The 15,269-nt window shown below is 55.1% G+C and carries 15 protein-coding genes; 8 read left to right on the top strand and 7 right to left on the bottom strand.

Features of this window, described 5'->3' with window-relative positions; genetic code table 11:
- The first annotated feature begins 23 nt into the window (after positions 1-23).
- The gene (locus Q0V70_RS08755; RefSeq protein WP_297590838.1) at positions 24-1,388 is read left to right on the top strand and encodes a PFL family protein; all 1,365 of its coding nucleotides are present in this window, start codon (positions 24-26) and stop codon (positions 1,386-1,388) included.
- A gap of 327 nt (positions 1,389-1,715) precedes the next feature.
- Here the strand turns inward: Q0V70_RS08755 and purT are convergent, their stop codons facing one another.
- Positions 1,716-2,978, bottom strand: a complete 1,263-nt coding sequence (gene purT / locus Q0V70_RS08750; RefSeq protein ID WP_297590836.1) for a formate-dependent phosphoribosylglycinamide formyltransferase — start codon at positions 2,976-2,978, stop codon at positions 1,716-1,718.
- Positions 2,979-3,040: 62 nt separating this feature from the next.
- A complete protein-coding gene (locus Q0V70_RS08745; protein ID WP_297590833.1) occupies positions 3,041-3,304 on the bottom strand; it encodes a GlsB/YeaQ/YmgE family stress response membrane protein in 264 nt (87 codons plus the stop codon).
- Between the two features lie 287 nt (positions 3,305-3,591).
- On the opposite strand from Q0V70_RS08745, the gene Q0V70_RS08740 reads away from it, so the two are divergent.
- On the top strand, positions 3,592-4,953 hold the full coding sequence (locus tag Q0V70_RS08740; protein ID WP_366126964.1) for a sodium-dependent transporter: 1,362 nt from the start codon (positions 3,592-3,594) through the stop codon (positions 4,951-4,953).
- Between the two features lie 171 nt (positions 4,954-5,124).
- On the opposite strand, the gene Q0V70_RS08735 is transcribed toward Q0V70_RS08740, so the two are convergent.
- A complete protein-coding gene (locus Q0V70_RS08735; protein WP_297590829.1) occupies positions 5,125-6,099 on the bottom strand; it encodes a cation diffusion facilitator family transporter in 975 nt (324 codons plus the stop codon).
- 467 nt (positions 6,100-6,566) lie between these two features.
- Here Q0V70_RS08735 and Q0V70_RS08730 point away from each other — a divergent pair, with 467 nt between their 5' ends.
- On the top strand, positions 6,567-6,947 hold the full coding sequence (locus Q0V70_RS08730; RefSeq protein WP_295028734.1) for a hypothetical protein: 381 nt from the start codon (positions 6,567-6,569) through the stop codon (positions 6,945-6,947).
- A gap of 29 nt (positions 6,948-6,976) precedes the next feature.
- On the opposite strand, the gene Q0V70_RS08725 is transcribed toward Q0V70_RS08730, so the two are convergent.
- Together Q0V70_RS08725 and Q0V70_RS08720 are read right to left on the bottom strand one after the other, a co-directional pair.
- Complete coding sequence (locus Q0V70_RS08725) at positions 6,977-8,128, bottom strand: cell wall-binding repeat-containing protein (protein WP_297590826.1); 1,152 nt, start codon at positions 8,126-8,128, stop codon at positions 6,977-6,979.
- 133 nt (positions 8,129-8,261) lie between these two features.
- The gene (locus Q0V70_RS08720; protein ID WP_295028478.1) at positions 8,262-8,981 is read right to left on the bottom strand and encodes a potassium channel family protein; all 720 of its coding nucleotides are present in this window, start codon (positions 8,979-8,981) and stop codon (positions 8,262-8,264) included.
- Between the two features lie 167 nt (positions 8,982-9,148).
- On the opposite strand from Q0V70_RS08720, the gene Q0V70_RS08715 reads away from it, so the two are divergent.
- The 3 genes from Q0V70_RS08715 to Q0V70_RS08705 all read left to right on the top strand — a co-directional run bounded on the left by Q0V70_RS08715 (position 9,149) and on the right by Q0V70_RS08705 (position 11,262).
- Complete coding sequence (locus Q0V70_RS08715; protein ID WP_297590824.1) at positions 9,149-10,378, top strand: polysaccharide deacetylase family protein; 1,230 nt, start codon at positions 9,149-9,151, stop codon at positions 10,376-10,378.
- 279 nt (positions 10,379-10,657) lie between these two features.
- The gene (locus Q0V70_RS08710) at positions 10,658-10,900 is read left to right on the top strand and encodes an AbrB/MazE/SpoVT family DNA-binding domain-containing protein (RefSeq protein WP_297590822.1); all 243 of its coding nucleotides are present in this window, start codon (positions 10,658-10,660) and stop codon (positions 10,898-10,900) included.
- The gene (locus Q0V70_RS08705) at positions 10,900-11,262 is read left to right on the top strand and encodes a type II toxin-antitoxin system VapC family toxin (protein WP_297590820.1); all 363 of its coding nucleotides are present in this window, start codon (positions 10,900-10,902) and stop codon (positions 11,260-11,262) included. Before Q0V70_RS08710 ends, Q0V70_RS08705 begins: the two co-directional genes overlap by 1 nt.
- Before the next feature lie 20 nt (positions 11,263-11,282).
- Here Q0V70_RS08705 and rhuM read toward each other — a convergent pair whose 3' ends face one another.
- Positions 11,283-11,441 carry a RhuM family protein gene (rhuM, locus tag Q0V70_RS08700; RefSeq protein WP_297590817.1) on the bottom strand — a complete coding sequence of 53 codons (159 nt, stop codon included), beginning with the start codon at positions 11,439-11,441 and terminating at the stop codon, positions 11,283-11,285.
- Positions 11,442-11,548: 107 nt separating this feature from the next.
- The gene (locus Q0V70_RS08695; protein ID WP_297590814.1) at positions 11,549-11,764 is read right to left on the bottom strand and encodes a hypothetical protein; all 216 of its coding nucleotides are present in this window, start codon (positions 11,762-11,764) and stop codon (positions 11,549-11,551) included.
- A gap of 157 nt (positions 11,765-11,921) precedes the next feature.
- Here Q0V70_RS08695 and Q0V70_RS08690 point away from each other — a divergent pair, with 157 nt between their 5' ends.
- Positions 11,922-13,973 (top strand): class I SAM-dependent DNA methyltransferase, encoded by a 2,052-nt coding sequence (locus tag Q0V70_RS08690; protein WP_297590811.1) that lies wholly within the window; start codon positions 11,922-11,924, stop codon positions 13,971-13,973.
- Positions 13,970-15,097, top strand: a complete 1,128-nt coding sequence (locus Q0V70_RS08685; RefSeq protein ID WP_297590919.1) for a restriction endonuclease subunit S — start codon at positions 13,970-13,972, stop codon at positions 15,095-15,097. Before Q0V70_RS08690 ends, Q0V70_RS08685 begins: the two co-directional genes overlap by 4 nt.
- Positions 15,098-15,269 lie beyond the last annotated feature (172 nt).

Below are 15,269 nucleotides of genomic sequence, written 5' to 3'. Positions count from 1 at the left end.
GAATCCCCTATTGGAGCAAGACAATGAGCTTAGACACCGAGCGACAAATCATGGAAACCATCCAGATGATTTCCGAGGACAAACTGGACGTGCGCACCGTCACAATGGGGCTGTCGCTGCTGGATTGTGCCGATTCTGACGTGCAACGCGCCTGCGCCCGTATCGAGGATCGCATCGTCAAGGCCGCCTCGCACCTGGTGGCGACCGCCGGCGAGGTGTCGCGGGAGTTCGGGGTGCCGATTATCAACAAGCGGATTTCGGTCACGCCGATTTCCCTGGTGGCGGCCGCTTGCCGTACTTCGAACCCGCTGCCCTTCGCCCAAGCGTTGGATCGTGCCGGCAAAGCCGTCGGGGTCGACTTCGTCGGCGGATATTCCGCGTTGGTCGAGGCGGGGGCCACACACAGCGACCTGGCGTTGATTGATTCCATTCCCGAGGCTCTGGCCAGCACGGATATCGTGTGTTCGTCGGTCAATATCGGTTCTACCCGCACGGGTATCAATATGTCGGCGGCGCGGCGCATGGGCCAGGTGGTCGTGGATACGGCACAAGCGACCGCCGCGGCTGACGGGATTGGGGCGGCAAAGCTGGTCGTGTTCGCCAATGCGGTGGGCGACAATCCGTTCATGGCTGGGGCCTTTCACGGGGTCAGCCAGCCCGATACGGTCATTTCAGTAGGGATTTCTGGGCCAGGAGTGGTGCAGCGCGCCTTGCAGACGGTGCGGGGGCGCCCTTTTGAGGAATGCGCCGAAGCCATCAAAAAATCGGCATTTAAGATAACCCGAATGGGCCAGCTGGTGGGGCAGACCGTGGCGCAACGCCTGTCCGTACCTTTTGGAATCGTGGATTTGTCGCTGGCTCCTACGGCGGAAGTCGGCGATTCCGTGGCGGCGATTCTGGAAGAAATGGGCGTCTGCGCAGTCGGCGCGCCGGGCACTACCGCCGCACTGTTTTTGCTCAATGACGCGGTGAAAAAGGGCGGACTGATGGCGTGCTCGATGGTGGGCGGCTTGTCGGGATCTTTCATCCCCGTTTCGGAGGACATCAATATGATTCACGGCGTGCAGCACGGTTCCATCACGATGGCAAAACTCGAAGCCATGACCGCGATTTGTTCGGTGGGCCTGGACATGATTGCGATTCCCGGCGACACCAGCCCCGCTACGATTACCGGTTTAATCGCTGATGAGGCCGCTATAGGCACCGCTTCGGGCAAGACTACCGCGGTACGGGTCATACCGGTTCCAGGCAAGGGCGTGGGGGACAGCGCCAACTTTGGAGGCCTGCTGGGGTGGGCGCCGGTGATGGAAGTTTCCCAATTTTCCTCCGCCGATTTCGCGGCTCGCGGCGGGCGGATTCCCGCCCCGGTGCATTCCTTTAGAAACTGATTTCCGCAGGTTTTCAACAAATTGTGACGCCGCGCGGGTTTATTTCCGCGCACGAAATAAAATTTGTATTGACCGGTCAACTCAGCTGCCCAGGCGTCATGGAAACCGTGACTCTGACCAACACACCTCCATCATGCCCCCACAATTCACGGCCTAACGGCCCTGCAATTCACAGCTTAGCTACCCGAAAGTCGCGTCATCTCAAGGATTCACGCAGAAGCTCAAGGCGGTGATTAAGAGCGAGAGAAAGCACGCGAGGCATCTGACCACGGACCCCGAAACGCGCTAGCGCTCCTGCGAAGCCCAGAGGAAAAGCCGCGCTCACCCCTAGTGAATGGTGACCTTGCCGATGACCTCGTGGGCTTTCGCGCGCGCCTGGTCGGTGTCGACCCCGGTCGCTAGGGCCACGGCCATGCGTCTGCCCACGTGAGCCACCGGCTTGCCAAAGATTCTCAGCTGCGCGTCCGGACTGACCTGCAGGGCCGCGTCCACACCTGTGTAGCGCGGCTGGTCGGACTCGACGGGAGACTTCAGGGGAACCGAAGCTCCGGCCCTGACATCGGGGAACATGGCCGTGTCCACAGGCAGCCCCAAAATTGCCCTCGCGTGCAGGTCAAACTCGTTTTGCGGCTGGGTAATCATGGTGACCATGCCGGTGTCGTGGGGGCGTGGGGAGAGTTCCGAGAAGTACACGTCCTCACCTTTGACGAACATCTCGACCCCAAAAATGCCCAGCATCGGATTGTCGGCGTCCGCATTTGCGGACTCACCGCTCGCCGCGGCCGCCCGCGCGGTGTCGGCTGCCAGCGCATCGAGAACTTTCTGGGCAGTGACCTGGGCTTTCTTAAGGATTTCAGGTTTCATCGCTTGGGGTTGCCAGGATTCCACATAATCCCCGGAGGACTGTCGGTGTCCGATTGGCGCGCAAAAGCTGGTGCGAACCTGAGTCGGATTGTCAGGATCCAGGTGGCGCATGCTCAACAGGGTGATTTCGTAGTCAAAAGCGATTTCGCCCTCCACGATGACCCGCCCGGTATCGGCACGCGCCCCGGAGCAGGCCTCCTCCCAGGCGGCGGGCAGGTCCTCGGCACGCTCCACGCGAGACTGGCCATGCCCCGATGAGGACATGGTGGGCTTCACGAAACAGGGAAACCCGACCTTTGCGGCTCCCTCCTGCAGTGCCGCCAACGAGTCGGCGAAAGCAAAAGGCGAGGTCAAAACGTTTGCTGTCGTGGCGGCCAGGGTGCGGATGCCTTGGCGGTCAAAAGTCAGTTCCACCACTCGTGAGGAAGGTACGACTCGCGTCCCCTCCCCCGCGGCCGCAACCAACGCAGTGGAGGCGAGTTTCTCGACTTCAGGAACAATGAGGTCAGGACGCACAGCCGCAATCACGGCCTCGAGGGCCTCGGCATCAGTCATGTCCAACAAGCGATATTCGGTGGCGACCTGCATGGCGGGCGCCCCCGCGTATGAATCGCAAGCGACGACCTGGCAGCCCAGTCGCTGCAGGGAAATCGTCAGTTCTTTGCCCAGCTCGCCCGCGCCGAGCAGCAAGATTTTTACCGGAAAAGTCAGTGGGAAATCGCTCATGAATCTATCCTAGCTTTTCCCCGCCGCGACTTTTGCCGGCCTTTAGGCAGCACGGGGTGGTGTTATTTCTTTTTCCCGGTAGCACCCATATAGATACCGATGAGGATCATGGCGACGATAATCGACACAATCCACTGAATCCACTGCACGCCGCCGTTGGCATTGGTGTAGCCGAACAACTTAACCAGCCAGCCGCCGATACCGGCGCCGAGCGCCCCGAGGATGATGGTCCACAGGATGCCGATAGGCTGCTCACCGCGTTTAAATAGTCTCGCCAAAGCGCCAATCACCGCGCCGGTCACAATAATTCCAATGAGCTGTCCCATAAATTTATCCTTTCTTTATGGCCGTTCCAGATTCGGAATCGGCCTTTTCAGGCTATCAAAACCTCCCGTGAGGCGCTGAACAGGGAGTTTGTTCGCGTGCGACTGCGGCGGCTTTTATAGCGCCTCCGCTCGTCCCCAGCCTTTCCCATAAGCTAGAGAATTCTCAGTTTCGCCACCCTTTCGACTACGATAAGGGAAAACTGTGGCATGAACCCGCCTCACCGGATTCTGAGCTAGATTAAGGAAACCTTGTGACGACCCCTTCCTCCCCCTCCGAACCGCCCGTAGTGACAGACAACACCGCTACTGGGCCCAGCCACCACGGAGCACAGACCGCGCACCGTTTCGCTACCCACTGGGGTTTCGTGCTGGCCTCCGTAGGTTCCGCCGTGGGCATGGCTAATGTGTGGGGCTTCCCCTATAAGCTCGGGAATAATGGCGGGGGCGCTTTCCTGCTCATCTATATTTTCTTTGTCGTACTGTTCACCTACGTGGGCCTGCCCGCCGAGTTCGCCAACGGCAGGCGTGCCCGCACCGGTACCTTGGGAACTTACCGGTCCGCCTGGGCCACCCGTGGGAACCGGGCAGCCAAGGTCGGAAGTGCATTGGGCTGGTTGCCCTTGGCAGGCTCGCTGTGTATCGCGATTGGATACGCCGTCATTGTGGCCTACGTTTGCAAAGCGCTGTTCGATTCCCTGACCGGGACACTGATGAAAACTGATACCGAAAAATGGTTTGATTCTTTTTCTGGAACCGGTTTCTCGGTCGTGCCGTTCCACATCATCGTCGTAGTGGGGACGTTGATTACCCTGTTCCTCGGGGCGAAAAGTATCGAAAAAACTAACCGCATCATGATGCCGGTTTTCTTTATCATCTTTGTGATTTTGGCAATTCGCGTGGCTCTGATGCCGGGCGTTATCGAGGGCTATGTGTTTATGTTGACCCCGCGTTGGGAGGCCCTCATCAACCCTATTGTCTGGGTGTGGGCAATGGGTCAAGCGTTCTTTTCCCTCTCGATTACCGGCAGTGGCATGATTGTCTACGGCGCTTACCTGCCCGATGACGAGGACGTGGTGAAAGTTTCGCAGCGCACCGGTTTCTTTGACACTCTCGCGGCAGTGGTGGCAGCTCTGGTCATTATTCCCGCGTGTTTCGCTTATAACACTGACGTCGGAGCCGGGCCAGGCCTGCTGTTTGTGACCCTGCCCGCCATCATGCAAGATATTCCACTGGGTCAGCTGTTCGCGGTGATTCTGTATGTCGCCATGATTTTCGCCGGGGTCAGTTCACTGCAAAATATGTTTGAAGCCGTGGGCGAATCGCTGCTGCACCGGTTCCCGCGCCTAAACCGCACAGTCGTGTTGGTCGGCTTGTGCGTACTGGCGCTCGGAGCGGGCTTGGGCATGGAAGCGATTAGCTCCTGGGGCCCGTGGATGGATTTGGTTTCCATCTACATCATTCCGCTCGGGGCGAGCTTGGGCGCTATCACCTGGTTCTGGGTCATGAAGAAGGACGAATTGTTAGCGGCGATTAATCGGGGAGCCGCGCGGCCTCGCGGGACTTTCTGGCTATCGGTGGGACGTTTCGTCTATGTGCCGCTGGCCATCATTTTGTGCGCCATCGCTCTCATCGGCAAGGTCGCATTCTAGGGATTTTAGCTCCGGAATATCTCCGTTCATGGTGAACGCAACGGGCATCCCGTCACTGCTCCCAGCGCCACAGTTTACTGATTATAGATGCCACAAATTTAGGATTAAAGCCGCCACGAATTTGGTACTATAGCGTTCACAATTTCCCTATTAAGCCTGGTGGGGCAGGATTTAGTGCCAGGTTTCGCGGTGCAGCTGGGCGCGTGAGGCCGGTTCCAACTGGACTGTGGTGTGAAAAATCGAGATGCCGTGATGATTCTGCAGGCAGTTCTCAATTTCGCTCAAGATCTCGAGACTGTGCCCGTCATGGAAGCATTCGTCAGCCAACACCACGTGGGCGCTCAGCACCGGCAAATCCGAGGAAACCGCGGAGGCATGCAGGTCATGCACGGCTAAAACATGAGGCAGCTCCAACAGGTGCGCCCGAACCTGGTCCAACTCCAAATCCCGAGGGGTCGATTCCAGCAAAATTGCCCCCGCCGGGCGCAAAATCATGATGGCCCGAGGCACGATGAGCGCGGCGATGACCAGCGCCGCCACGGAATCAATCTGGGTCCACCCGGTCAGGAGCATCACCACCGCGCTAATGATAACCGCTACGGAACCAAGGGAATCGTTCAGAACCTCCAGAAACGCGGCGCGCAGGTTCAGGTTGTTCTGCCGGGAACTCAACAGGATGGTCAGGCTAATGAGGTTGCCGACCAAGCCGATAATGCCCACCACCAGCAGCGCTTGGTCCTCAATATTTTCGGGATTTATCAGGCGTTTGATGGCTTCGATGGACGCAAACACACCGATGCAAATCAGCAGCAGGGACTGCAAAGCTGCCGAGATGACCTCGGCACGCCGCCACCCCCACGTGAGCCGATCCGTCGCCGGACGCTGCTGCAAGCTGGCTGCCACCAGCGCAAAAGTCAGACCCGCGCAATCGGTGAGCATATGCCCCAAGTCCACCAGCAGGGTCAAGCTACCGGTCAGAGCCGCCCCCACGACCTCTGCCAGCAACACCGTGAAGGTCACCGCAAGCGCTGCCCGGAGCTGCCCACGACCGGCCTTGTGAGAGTGAGTATGAGTGTGCGAATGGCCGCCCGAACCGTGCGGCTCGTGGGGGTCGCTGGACTCCTGACCTTCCTGATGATGCTGCATAAGCTTCCTTCCTGTGTTTTCTGCGTGAGCTACGGCTACGCCCTTGCTTAGTCTAGCCTAAGTCACAGGGTTTGCTTTTCGGTGTTCATTTTAAAAAGGCTGGCGCCAAAGCCCGGGTGAGTCTGGCCTTGTGGACAGTCACCCGGCGCTTTGGCACCAAGCTAAAGGAAGGCGTCGATTGTTGGTTTTCCTGACGGCGACGCCTGGACACTCGACCAATCGGCCCTGAGAAAACCCTCATTAGTGAAAAGTTTAAATTGGTTTTCATCGTTCAGGCATTTCAATAGTTTCCCAATATTAGACCGGGCGAATCTCAGCTTGGAGAAACCGGGGACTCCGCGAAAGACCCCACGCACACCGGGGCAAGCGCGGTGAAAAACCTTGTCACAGGGCTTTTCTGCCATGTAAAATGATGCCGCGAAGTGAATCCATTTCACGAATTCGCTATGAATATTACAGGAGAAGCCATGTCTAACCCTTACAATCCCGCCCAGTTCCCGCCGCCCCAGCAACCCCCACAGAATCCAAACCAATTCTCAAACCAGACCCCCGGACTCGCCCCTCAGCAGTTCGCGGGCGCGCCGAACAATTTCGCTTCGCAACCCCTGGTGCAATCGAATGATGACACCAGCCTGGGGGCTTGGATGCTGACGATTTTCCTCGCTTCCCTGCCGATTGTGGGCGTAGTCATGCTGCTCATCTGGTCTTTCGGGTCGGGAACCTCGCCCGCCAAGTCCAACTGGGCCAAAGCCACCCTGCTGTGGGCGCTGATAGTGATAGGGATTTATGTATTGCTTATCGTAGTAACCGGGGGTTTCATTTTAGGCGCGGCATTCGATCACAGCTGAGCGGGTGCACCGCCGGGCGCGATCAAGTGTCAAACTTTTGCTTTACGGTAGCCCGCGGCTCTCGCCTCAGCTTGAGAAGCGAAGCAAGCCTCCGGGGTGGTGCGATTGTAGAACCTCTGACCGGGCATGTGGTAAATCATGGAATTTGCGTTCCCCTTGATTGGGGCGTTTGCCGGGCAGTCCTTACCGATTGGTTGTAAGCCACCATTGTCAGAAGGCTGCGGCTGCGGCTGCGGCTGGGGTTGGGGCTGGGGTTGAGGCTCAGGCTGGGGCTGCGGGGCAACCTGACATTGCAAATTGGAGTTATCACTCAACGCACCGGGTCCTCCCACGAAAGTAACCGGCACTGCAGGTTGAACAGGTGAACAATTCTGCTGCGCTAACAGCAAGGGCATCTTTTGCAGACCGGCGGCGGGCACAATCGAGAGAGCATCCGGGAAATTCACTCCCGATGCCAGGAAGGCATTGGCGGTGGGCTTCGCGGCAAAAATCTGGGACGCGGTTTCAAACCGGTTAGCTCCGTAAATCCGATTCGGATTTGGCATTCCCGCCAAGAATTCATCGGGAAGGGCACCCGGACCGCCCAGCACCATAGTGTCTGTAGCGCCCAGCTGCTGAGCCACCGAAACCGCATACTGTTGCGCACCCGGACCGGTAAGCATAATCGGCACCCCCTCTTGTGCGGCCAACGCGCCCCCAGCCAGCGCATCCGCAAAACCGGTGCCAGTCGCTAGATACAACTTCCCGGCTTTTCCGAACTGCAGAGCAATTTTTGCGGCAGTCTCGTAACGGTTGGCTCCGGAAATTCGTTGCACCGCACCGAACTGTGTCAGCTGAGCCTCAACTTGCTCCGAGACCGCCCCGGCACCGCCCAGAATCGTGATGCTGGGCGAACCGAGTTGCTGCAGGTAAGCCTGCTGCTCGGAAGTAATTTGTGAGCCAACCAACAATATGGGTGCCTGCTGCGCGGCGGCCCACGGCCCGGCAGCCAAAGCGTCAGGAAAATTCGTTCCCGTAGCGACAAACACGTTTTTCGCGGTGGGGAAGTACGTCTGCGCAATAGCCAGGGACGTCGCGTAACGGTCCGGGCCAGCAATACGAGTACCCGCGGCTGAGGCGGGAATTTGCAGGGTTAGAGCGAGAACAGCGGCAGCAACGCCGGCGAGAGTTTTCTTAAACATAAAACGAATTCTAGGATTCACGCCTCGAAAAAAGTACCAATCGGCGTGAGAAATCTCTCTCAACAGTTCCACCCTGCGCGGCTGATCACCCACGAAATTGGTTTCAACCAGCCTTCTGAGCCTAGGCGAATCGTCACCGTTTTGACTCCACCAGCAGCGTGAGTTCACTAATCTGTTGTTTCAGTTCGGTAATCTCAGCGCTAGTGGCCGCCCGCTCCTGCTCATTTTTTTCATTCACCATGTCGACAACCCACGAAGCCATGGTAGCTGTTACGACACCAATCAGCGCTACCCCACACGTCATCAGGCATAACGCGACTGCGCGGCCGGTTACAGAAATCGGATATAGATCTCCATAGCCCACTGTGGTAATCGTCTCGAAAGCCCACCAAATCGCCTGCGGAAAAGACGTAATCAGCGCATCCGAAACACTGCGCTCCGCATCCAGCACAGCCAGCGCCGACACGAAAATCAGCAGCGCCGTGCTTGCTATCGAGTACAGAGCTATCTTGCCGCGGAAGGTCGAACCGGCCTTGCGACCGAGCACTTTCACGAACGTCACGAGCCGGAGCAATCGTAGCGGCCGCAAGATTGGCAGCGCCACGATGAGCAGATCGAAAAGGTGCGTGATGAACCACTTGAAACGCGGCTTTGCCAAGGAAAGCCGCACCACGTAATCAATGGCAAAGGCAGCCCACACCACATTCATAATTAACTCAGTAACATTGGCCGCCCGGCCTTGTAGATCACCGATGACTTCCCAGGCATAGGCCCCCAAAAATAGGACCGCCAAAATCAATAGCGGCCAATCCGTCAAGCGCTCCCATGCGTCCAGCCTTTTAGATTCACTCATAAGCCCATAATAATGCCGTTCACGAGGATGGTTTCGCGGTCTTTGGCGAAAATAAAGTCAGGGCTGTGACGGCTGCTCAGGTGCCGAATTTACCAAGGATTTAGCCGAATTAAGGGTTTATCCGAGCATTGTTCTTTGGTAAAGTTTTGCTGTTGGGAGGTGCTTTAGTGAGTAAGAAATCAAAGATTTGGATTGCCAGTATCCTGGCTGTGATTTTCGTTGCCGCCGCAATCGGCGCAATCACCATGTACCTGGTCAACAAGTGGGAAGTCGTCATCACTGTGAAAGGCGACTCCACCAGTACTGTTGAATACGGTGAACAATGGAAAGACCCCGGCGCCACCGCTTATGGAACCAGTACCCTGTTCACCTTTACTCACGACGACCTCAAGCTGCACACCACCGGAAAAGTCGATACTTCCAAAGTCGGCACTTATGAAATCACTTATGCGGCGAAATACCGCGGAGTCGAGGGAAAAAAGACCCGCAAAGTGACGGTACGGGATTCTCAGCCGCCCGCCATCACGGTCGACGGCGGGGAACAGATTACCCTCCCCTACGGCCTGCCCTGGCAGGACTCCTATTCCGCTACAGATAATGCGGACGGCGATTTAACCGCAAAAGTCCAAGTCGACGGCCAGGTCAACGTGAATGCGGCGGGGTCATACACGTTGCGCTACCAAGTCTCGGACTCCAGCGGAAACCAGGGCACAGCGACCCGCCAGGTCACCGTCATGCAGCCCGTTGCTCCCAACGCTGACCCGGCGGCAGGCTTGGACAAAGTTATCTATCTGACCTTTGACGATGGGCCCGGACCGGCGACGGCGCACTTGCTCGATATTTTGGCCGACAAAGGGGTGAAAGCGACGTTCTTTGTGACCAACACGATGGGGCATACAGACATGATTGGGCGCGCCTACCGAGAAGGGCACTCAATCGGGATTCACACCTATACCCACAAGTATTCCCAGATTTACGCCAGCGACGACGCCTACTGGGCGGACTTCGACCGCATGGCGCAGGTTATCCGGTCGCAGACCGGTCAGGACACCAAGCTGATGCGGTTCCCCGGAGGCAGCTCCAACACCGTGAGCCGCAGCTACTCGCCCGGAATCATGAGCCGGCTGACCAAGCTCATGGCCGTGAAAGGCTACACCTATTTTGACTGGAACGTAGATAGCGGGGACGCTTCGGGGCACACCAACAGCGCTTCGGTCTTTCAAAAGATTACCGCCGGAGTGCAGGGGAAAACGGTGTCAGTAGTCCTTTGCCACGACATCCACCCCACCACCGTCGACGCGATGCCCCAGGTCATCGACTGGGGCAAGCAAAACGGCTACACTTTCCTGCCGCTCGCTCCCGGCAGCTATCCCGCGCACCATCGGGTTGCGAACTGAGTTCATTCGCGGGTTCACAAGGGCGTTCGCGCGGGTTCACAAGGTCGGTCGCGCGGGGTCACAAGGTCGGTCGCGCGGCCGGGTGGGGACGTTAGGCCCGGTGGCGCGTAACGGGCAAAAGGCCGCGCGGCGGGCAGTGGTGTCGCACAAGCCAAGTGGGACGGTCAGTACATCTGAGTGGTGTGTAGGTGTCGTTTTCTTTCTGTTTTCAGCATTGCGTGACCGTTTATACGTCCGCATTGGAGTACACGCGGATTCCTTGTGTGGTACACTCATAGTATGAGTACCACCTATGCGACCGTTGTGGGAGACAGGGGGCGCCTGGTTATTCCCTCGGCGCTGCGCCACAATCAAAAGTGGGAGCAAGGCACCCAACTGCTGATGCTCGAAACCCCGCACGGAGTCATCGCCATGACCCGCGAGCAGGCCAAACAGCTGGTAAAGAAGCAAATCGGGGCGAGCAGCCTGGTCGAGGAACTCATCGCGGAACGGCGCAGCGCGGCTCAGAAAGAATCGTCGTAATGTTTGTCTTAGACGCTTCGGCTCTGCTGGCGTTTTTGCAGGAGGAACCCGGTTGGCAGCGCGTAGAGCAGGCACTGGGCCAGGGTGTGGTGGGTGCCGCGAACTGGTCGGAGGTCATCCAAAAGCTCATTTCCCGCGGGGCGGACGTTTCCCTTGCCACGAACTTGCTGTTCTCATACGGACTGAAAGTGCGCGAAGTCAGCGAATCCGACGCGGTCACAGCGGCACAGTTGTGGCAGCCCGGCACGAGCCTCTCCCTGGGCGACCGCCTCTGCCTCGCCCTCGGCAAACGCTTGGGCGCCACTGTGCTGACCGCGGACAAAGCCTGGGGCGAGACCAAAGGGATTAAACAGATCCGGTAGGCCGCGGCTTCTACGGGGTTTTATTTCGCATCTGCGCGACGGCTGCTGGCCTTCGGGGCTTTGGCCGCGAACTTGTCGAAATCTGACTGATATCTAGCGTTTTGGGTAAACCAGGTCGCCCACTGGCGGAACTGGGTGGCGCGAATGGAGTTCACGCGGTAGCCGACCGATACAATCATGTCCGGTCGCACCGCCAATTTTGTCGCGCGACCTGACGAGAGCCTTCTTGGCGAACTATTGGAAAAATTCCAATAGTTGCTTCTTCAGACAGTGTTGTAATGCTTCGTCACGTAAGTTTTGCCATCACTGGCAGTTGTCCGGAATTTCCGGAGAACTGCATTTTTCTGCAATTCCCCGGAAACAAAAAAGTGTTCCCCAAATGCTCATTGATAGTCCTCACATCCACATCAAACAGCTGTGCCATCAGTCTTTGCGTCAGCCAAATCGTGCCGTCTTGGTAACGCACTTCGATGCCCTCGCACGCCTCTTCCATTTTCGCCACCCCCAGTCTCTTGGTTGTAGCTGGTGACAGGCCATATCTTTGTGCTCCTGCAGGAGCGTCTATCACGGAGAAACATATACCAGAGAGTACAATCTCAGTAAAACAGTAGGGATTAGAACCCCGCAAAATTGGATGTCTTGCAGGAGTGACGCGGAATATGGCAAAACAAGCAGTGCAGTCTGTTGAACCTAACGTAGCTGATGAGGTGAATTTTTGGCTTCGCTCATACGATTTGGACTACAAGCCTGAGCAAGAATCACTAAACACTGAAATCGACGCAGCACTGAGCGAGTATTATTCAAAAAACGGTGGATTTGGCGGTAACCGTCCCGACGCGAAAGCTCTGCTTAAAGATTCACACGGTGATTTCTGGCCCGTACTTATCGAATATAAGGGCTACAAGGACAAGCTAGAAAAGCTTGATGCGCAGGGTAATGTGGATAATCGAAAAGCAAACAACGAACCAAATTTTGCTAATATTAATAGTTATGCAGTCAACGGTGCTGTACATTACGCGAACGCACTATTGCACTACACTAGCTACACCGACATCGTCGCAATCGGTGTGACCGGGCACAAGGACGAATCCGGGCTTCACCTGCAGATTGGTGTTTATTACGTTTCCAAGAGCAATCTTGGTGTCGGTCAAAAAGTCGGAGAATTCAGCGATCTCTCATTCTTGCGTGCCGAAAATTTTGATGCGTTTGTCAATCAAATCCGTCAGCTCAAACTGAGTCAAGAGGAACTTGACCGGATTAAAGCCAAACGCGAAAGTGAAATCGACGCTAGCCTGGTTAAGCTTAATAATGATATCTACCAATCCGAGAAAGGATTAGGAGAAAATGATCGCGTCTATCTAGTTGCCGCCACAATCATGGCTACGCTTGGCGTTCCCGGAAAAGTCAAACCCTTGGAAAAAACGGATCTAAAGTCATCTTCCGAGCCTGGCTATACAGACGGCGAAGTAGTTTTGCGTAAGGTAGACAGTTTCTTGAGCGAAAAACAGCTTCCAGAGCAAAAACGTAATCTAATCGTTAGAACACTGCAAAACACGCTTACAGCCGAGCACTTGAACAAGGTAGAAGGTGGGGAAACTCAGCTCAAGCGAGTGTTTTCTAAGATCGTTGACGATTTGGGTATCTATTACAAGATCGGGCTTACCACTGATTTCACCGGCAAGCTGTTTAACGAAATGTATAGCTGGTTGGGTTTCACTCAAGACAAGCTCAACGACGTGGTACTAACGCCCTCCTACGTAGCGAAACTTTTGGTGAAACTAGCCAGAGTGAATAAAGACTCCTACGTGTGGGATTTTGCTACCGGCTCTGCAGGTCTCCTCGTGGCCGCGATGAACGAAATGATGAATGACGCGAAAGAAACAACAACCTCACCCGATGAGCTACAAATCAAGTACGCGAAAATCAAGGCTGAGCAGCTCCTCGGTCTTGAAATCCTCCCTAACGTATATATGTTAGCTGTGCTCAACATGATTTTGATGGGTGACGGCTCATCCAACATCATCAACGACGACTCGCTCAACAACTTTTCAGGCAATTACGAGTACGGCGACAAAGGTACTAAATTCCCGGCAACTGCTTTTGTGTTGAACCCGCCATATTCAGCACCCGGTAATGGCATGGTGTTTGTCGAGACCGCCCTCGCTATGATGAACAGTGGCTACGCTGCCGTCATTATTCAAAATTCGGCAGGTACAGGGAAAGCAGTCGAATACAATCAGCGCATCCTAAAGCACTCCACACTGTTGGCTAGTATCAAGATGCCGATAGACTTGTTTATAGGCAAATCTAGTGTGCAAACCCAAATTTACGTGTTTCGCGTAGGGGAAGCACACAAAGCAGACGACGTCGTCAGGTTCATTGATTTTTCGCAGGATGGCTACAAACGAGCCAACCGCAAAAAAGCTAAAAGTGGAGTGAACCTGCGCAACGTTGATCACGCCCTTGAGCGTTACCAAGAAGTCGCTGATTTGGTGCGTTACGGAGTAAAGAAGCTGAACTACCTGGATGAAAGCGATTTCTACGAAGGAACCATTGACCCGAAAGCCGGCGACGATTGGAACCAGAGTGCACCCATAGACATCACCCCAACGCTTGAAGATTTTAAGAAAACCGTGAGCGATTATCTGGCTTGGGAGGTTTCCAACATACTTAAACGCGGAGAGCACGAGGACGAACGCCTGGGAAAATAAATGCCTCACTCAACGCAAAGCTAGCCAAAGTTGAGTGGGGCGAATACAACCTAGAGGTACTTTTCGGTAAATCTACTAGAGGCAAACGCTTAAAAAGTGACGACAGAATCCCGGGCGAACTCCCATTCGTTACAGCAGGTGAAGCAGAAACAGGTATCTCAGCATATATAGGGAATGATGTCCAAGTTTTTAAAGCCAATACGGTTACCATTGATATGTTTGGCTCATCCAAATATCGCGGCTACAGCTATGGAGCAGATGACCATGTGGCAGTTGTGCATACGGAGAATCTATCCAAGCGAAGCGCTATGTACATAGCTGCAGCAATTGAAAAATCATCTCATAACGGTCAGTTCGACTACTCAAGAAATTTTTACGCAAAAGATGCCGACGCACTCAATATTAAGCTCCCTACAAAAAACGGCGAGATTGATTTTGATTTCATTGAAGAGTTCGTAGCGGAGCTAGAAGATACGCGTCTAGCGGAGCTAGAAGCGTACCTAGAGGCCACCGGCCTGCGTGATTACACCCTGACCCCCCCCGAAATCGAAGCCTTGGCAAGATTTGATTCTCTGGACTGGCACCAGTATCGGATTGGCAATCTCTTTGAAAAACTTGATGGAAAGAAAGCCGATAAGAAGAATGTCCGCAAGTACCGAGATTGTGAATTTTCCGTGCCGGTTGTCTACTGTAAGTTTGGAGACAATGGCATCATGTATTGGGGACGCAGTAACGATTTTACGACTCATGAAAACGCCATATCAGTTATATATAACGGTGCGATTGCAGCAGGTAAGGTCTATGCCCAGAAAGAACCGACTGGCATCCTAGCTGAAAGCTACTTTATCGCCCCTCTAGATAAAAGGCGAGATCATAACTTAAATCTCTTCTTTTCTGCTGCACTTGAAAAGGTTTTATATCCAAAATACTCGCGAGACTACCTAGCGACGTGGGCTGGAAAGGTTGAAAATGATCTGGTATGTCTACCCAATTCTTCATATGGAGAGATTGACTACGAATTCATTTCGGTATTTATATCTGCGCTGAAAAAATTAATCATTAGAGACGTAGTGGAATATTCTGACCACCGTATTGCTGTAACAAAGGAAGTTATTGACTCGTAGCTTTCGAGTCGGTTAGTCCCTACGGATTTAGAATTTCCCGTCTCTGAGTCCTACAGTTGTCTCAACTTCCTAGTATTGCTGTTCATGGAACTATGCCCTAACTACTTCCCGGATAGACCCCGCACGCAAAAAGAGACCCCCTTACCCCGGACGGTAGCTACCGACAACGCAA

This window comes from uncultured Mobiluncus sp. (assembly GCF_947087965.1).
Taxonomy (GTDB): domain Bacteria; phylum Actinomycetota; class Actinomycetes; order Actinomycetales; family Actinomycetaceae; genus Mobiluncus.
Note: the sequence above shows the minus strand (reverse complement) of the source record. Positions and strands in the feature narration are given on the sequence as shown.

Coding starts and splice junctions, on each gene's coding strand:
- Q0V70_RS08755 (WP_297590838.1), top strand. CDS start 24: ATGAGCTTAGACACCGAGCGACAAATCATGGAAACCATCCAGATGATT.
- purT (WP_297590836.1), bottom strand. CDS start 2,978: ATGAGCGATTTCCCACTGACTTTTCCGGTAAAAATCTTGCTGCTCGGC.
- Q0V70_RS08745 (WP_297590833.1), bottom strand. CDS start 3,304: ATGGGACAGCTCATTGGAATTATTGTGACCGGCGCGGTGATTGGCGCT.
- Q0V70_RS08735 (WP_297590829.1), bottom strand. CDS start 6,099: ATGCAGCATCATCAGGAAGGTCAGGAGTCCAGCGACCCCCACGAGCCG.
- Q0V70_RS08730 (WP_295028734.1), top strand. CDS start 6,567: ATGTCTAACCCTTACAATCCCGCCCAGTTCCCGCCGCCCCAGCAACCC.
- Q0V70_RS08725 (WP_297590826.1), bottom strand. CDS start 8,128: ATGTTTAAGAAAACTCTCGCCGGCGTTGCTGCCGCTGTTCTCGCTCTA.
- Q0V70_RS08720 (WP_295028478.1), bottom strand. CDS start 8,981: ATGAGTGAATCTAAAAGGCTGGACGCATGGGAGCGCTTGACGGATTGG.
- Q0V70_RS08710 (WP_297590822.1), top strand. CDS start 10,658: ATGAGTACCACCTATGCGACCGTTGTGGGAGACAGGGGGCGCCTGGTT.
- Q0V70_RS08705 (WP_297590820.1), top strand. CDS start 10,900: ATGTTTGTCTTAGACGCTTCGGCTCTGCTGGCGTTTTTGCAGGAGGAA.
- rhuM (WP_297590817.1), bottom strand. CDS start 11,441: ATGATTGTATCGGTCGGCTACCGCGTGAACTCCATTCGCGCCACCCAG.
- Q0V70_RS08690 (WP_297590811.1), top strand. CDS start 11,922: ATGGCAAAACAAGCAGTGCAGTCTGTTGAACCTAACGTAGCTGATGAG.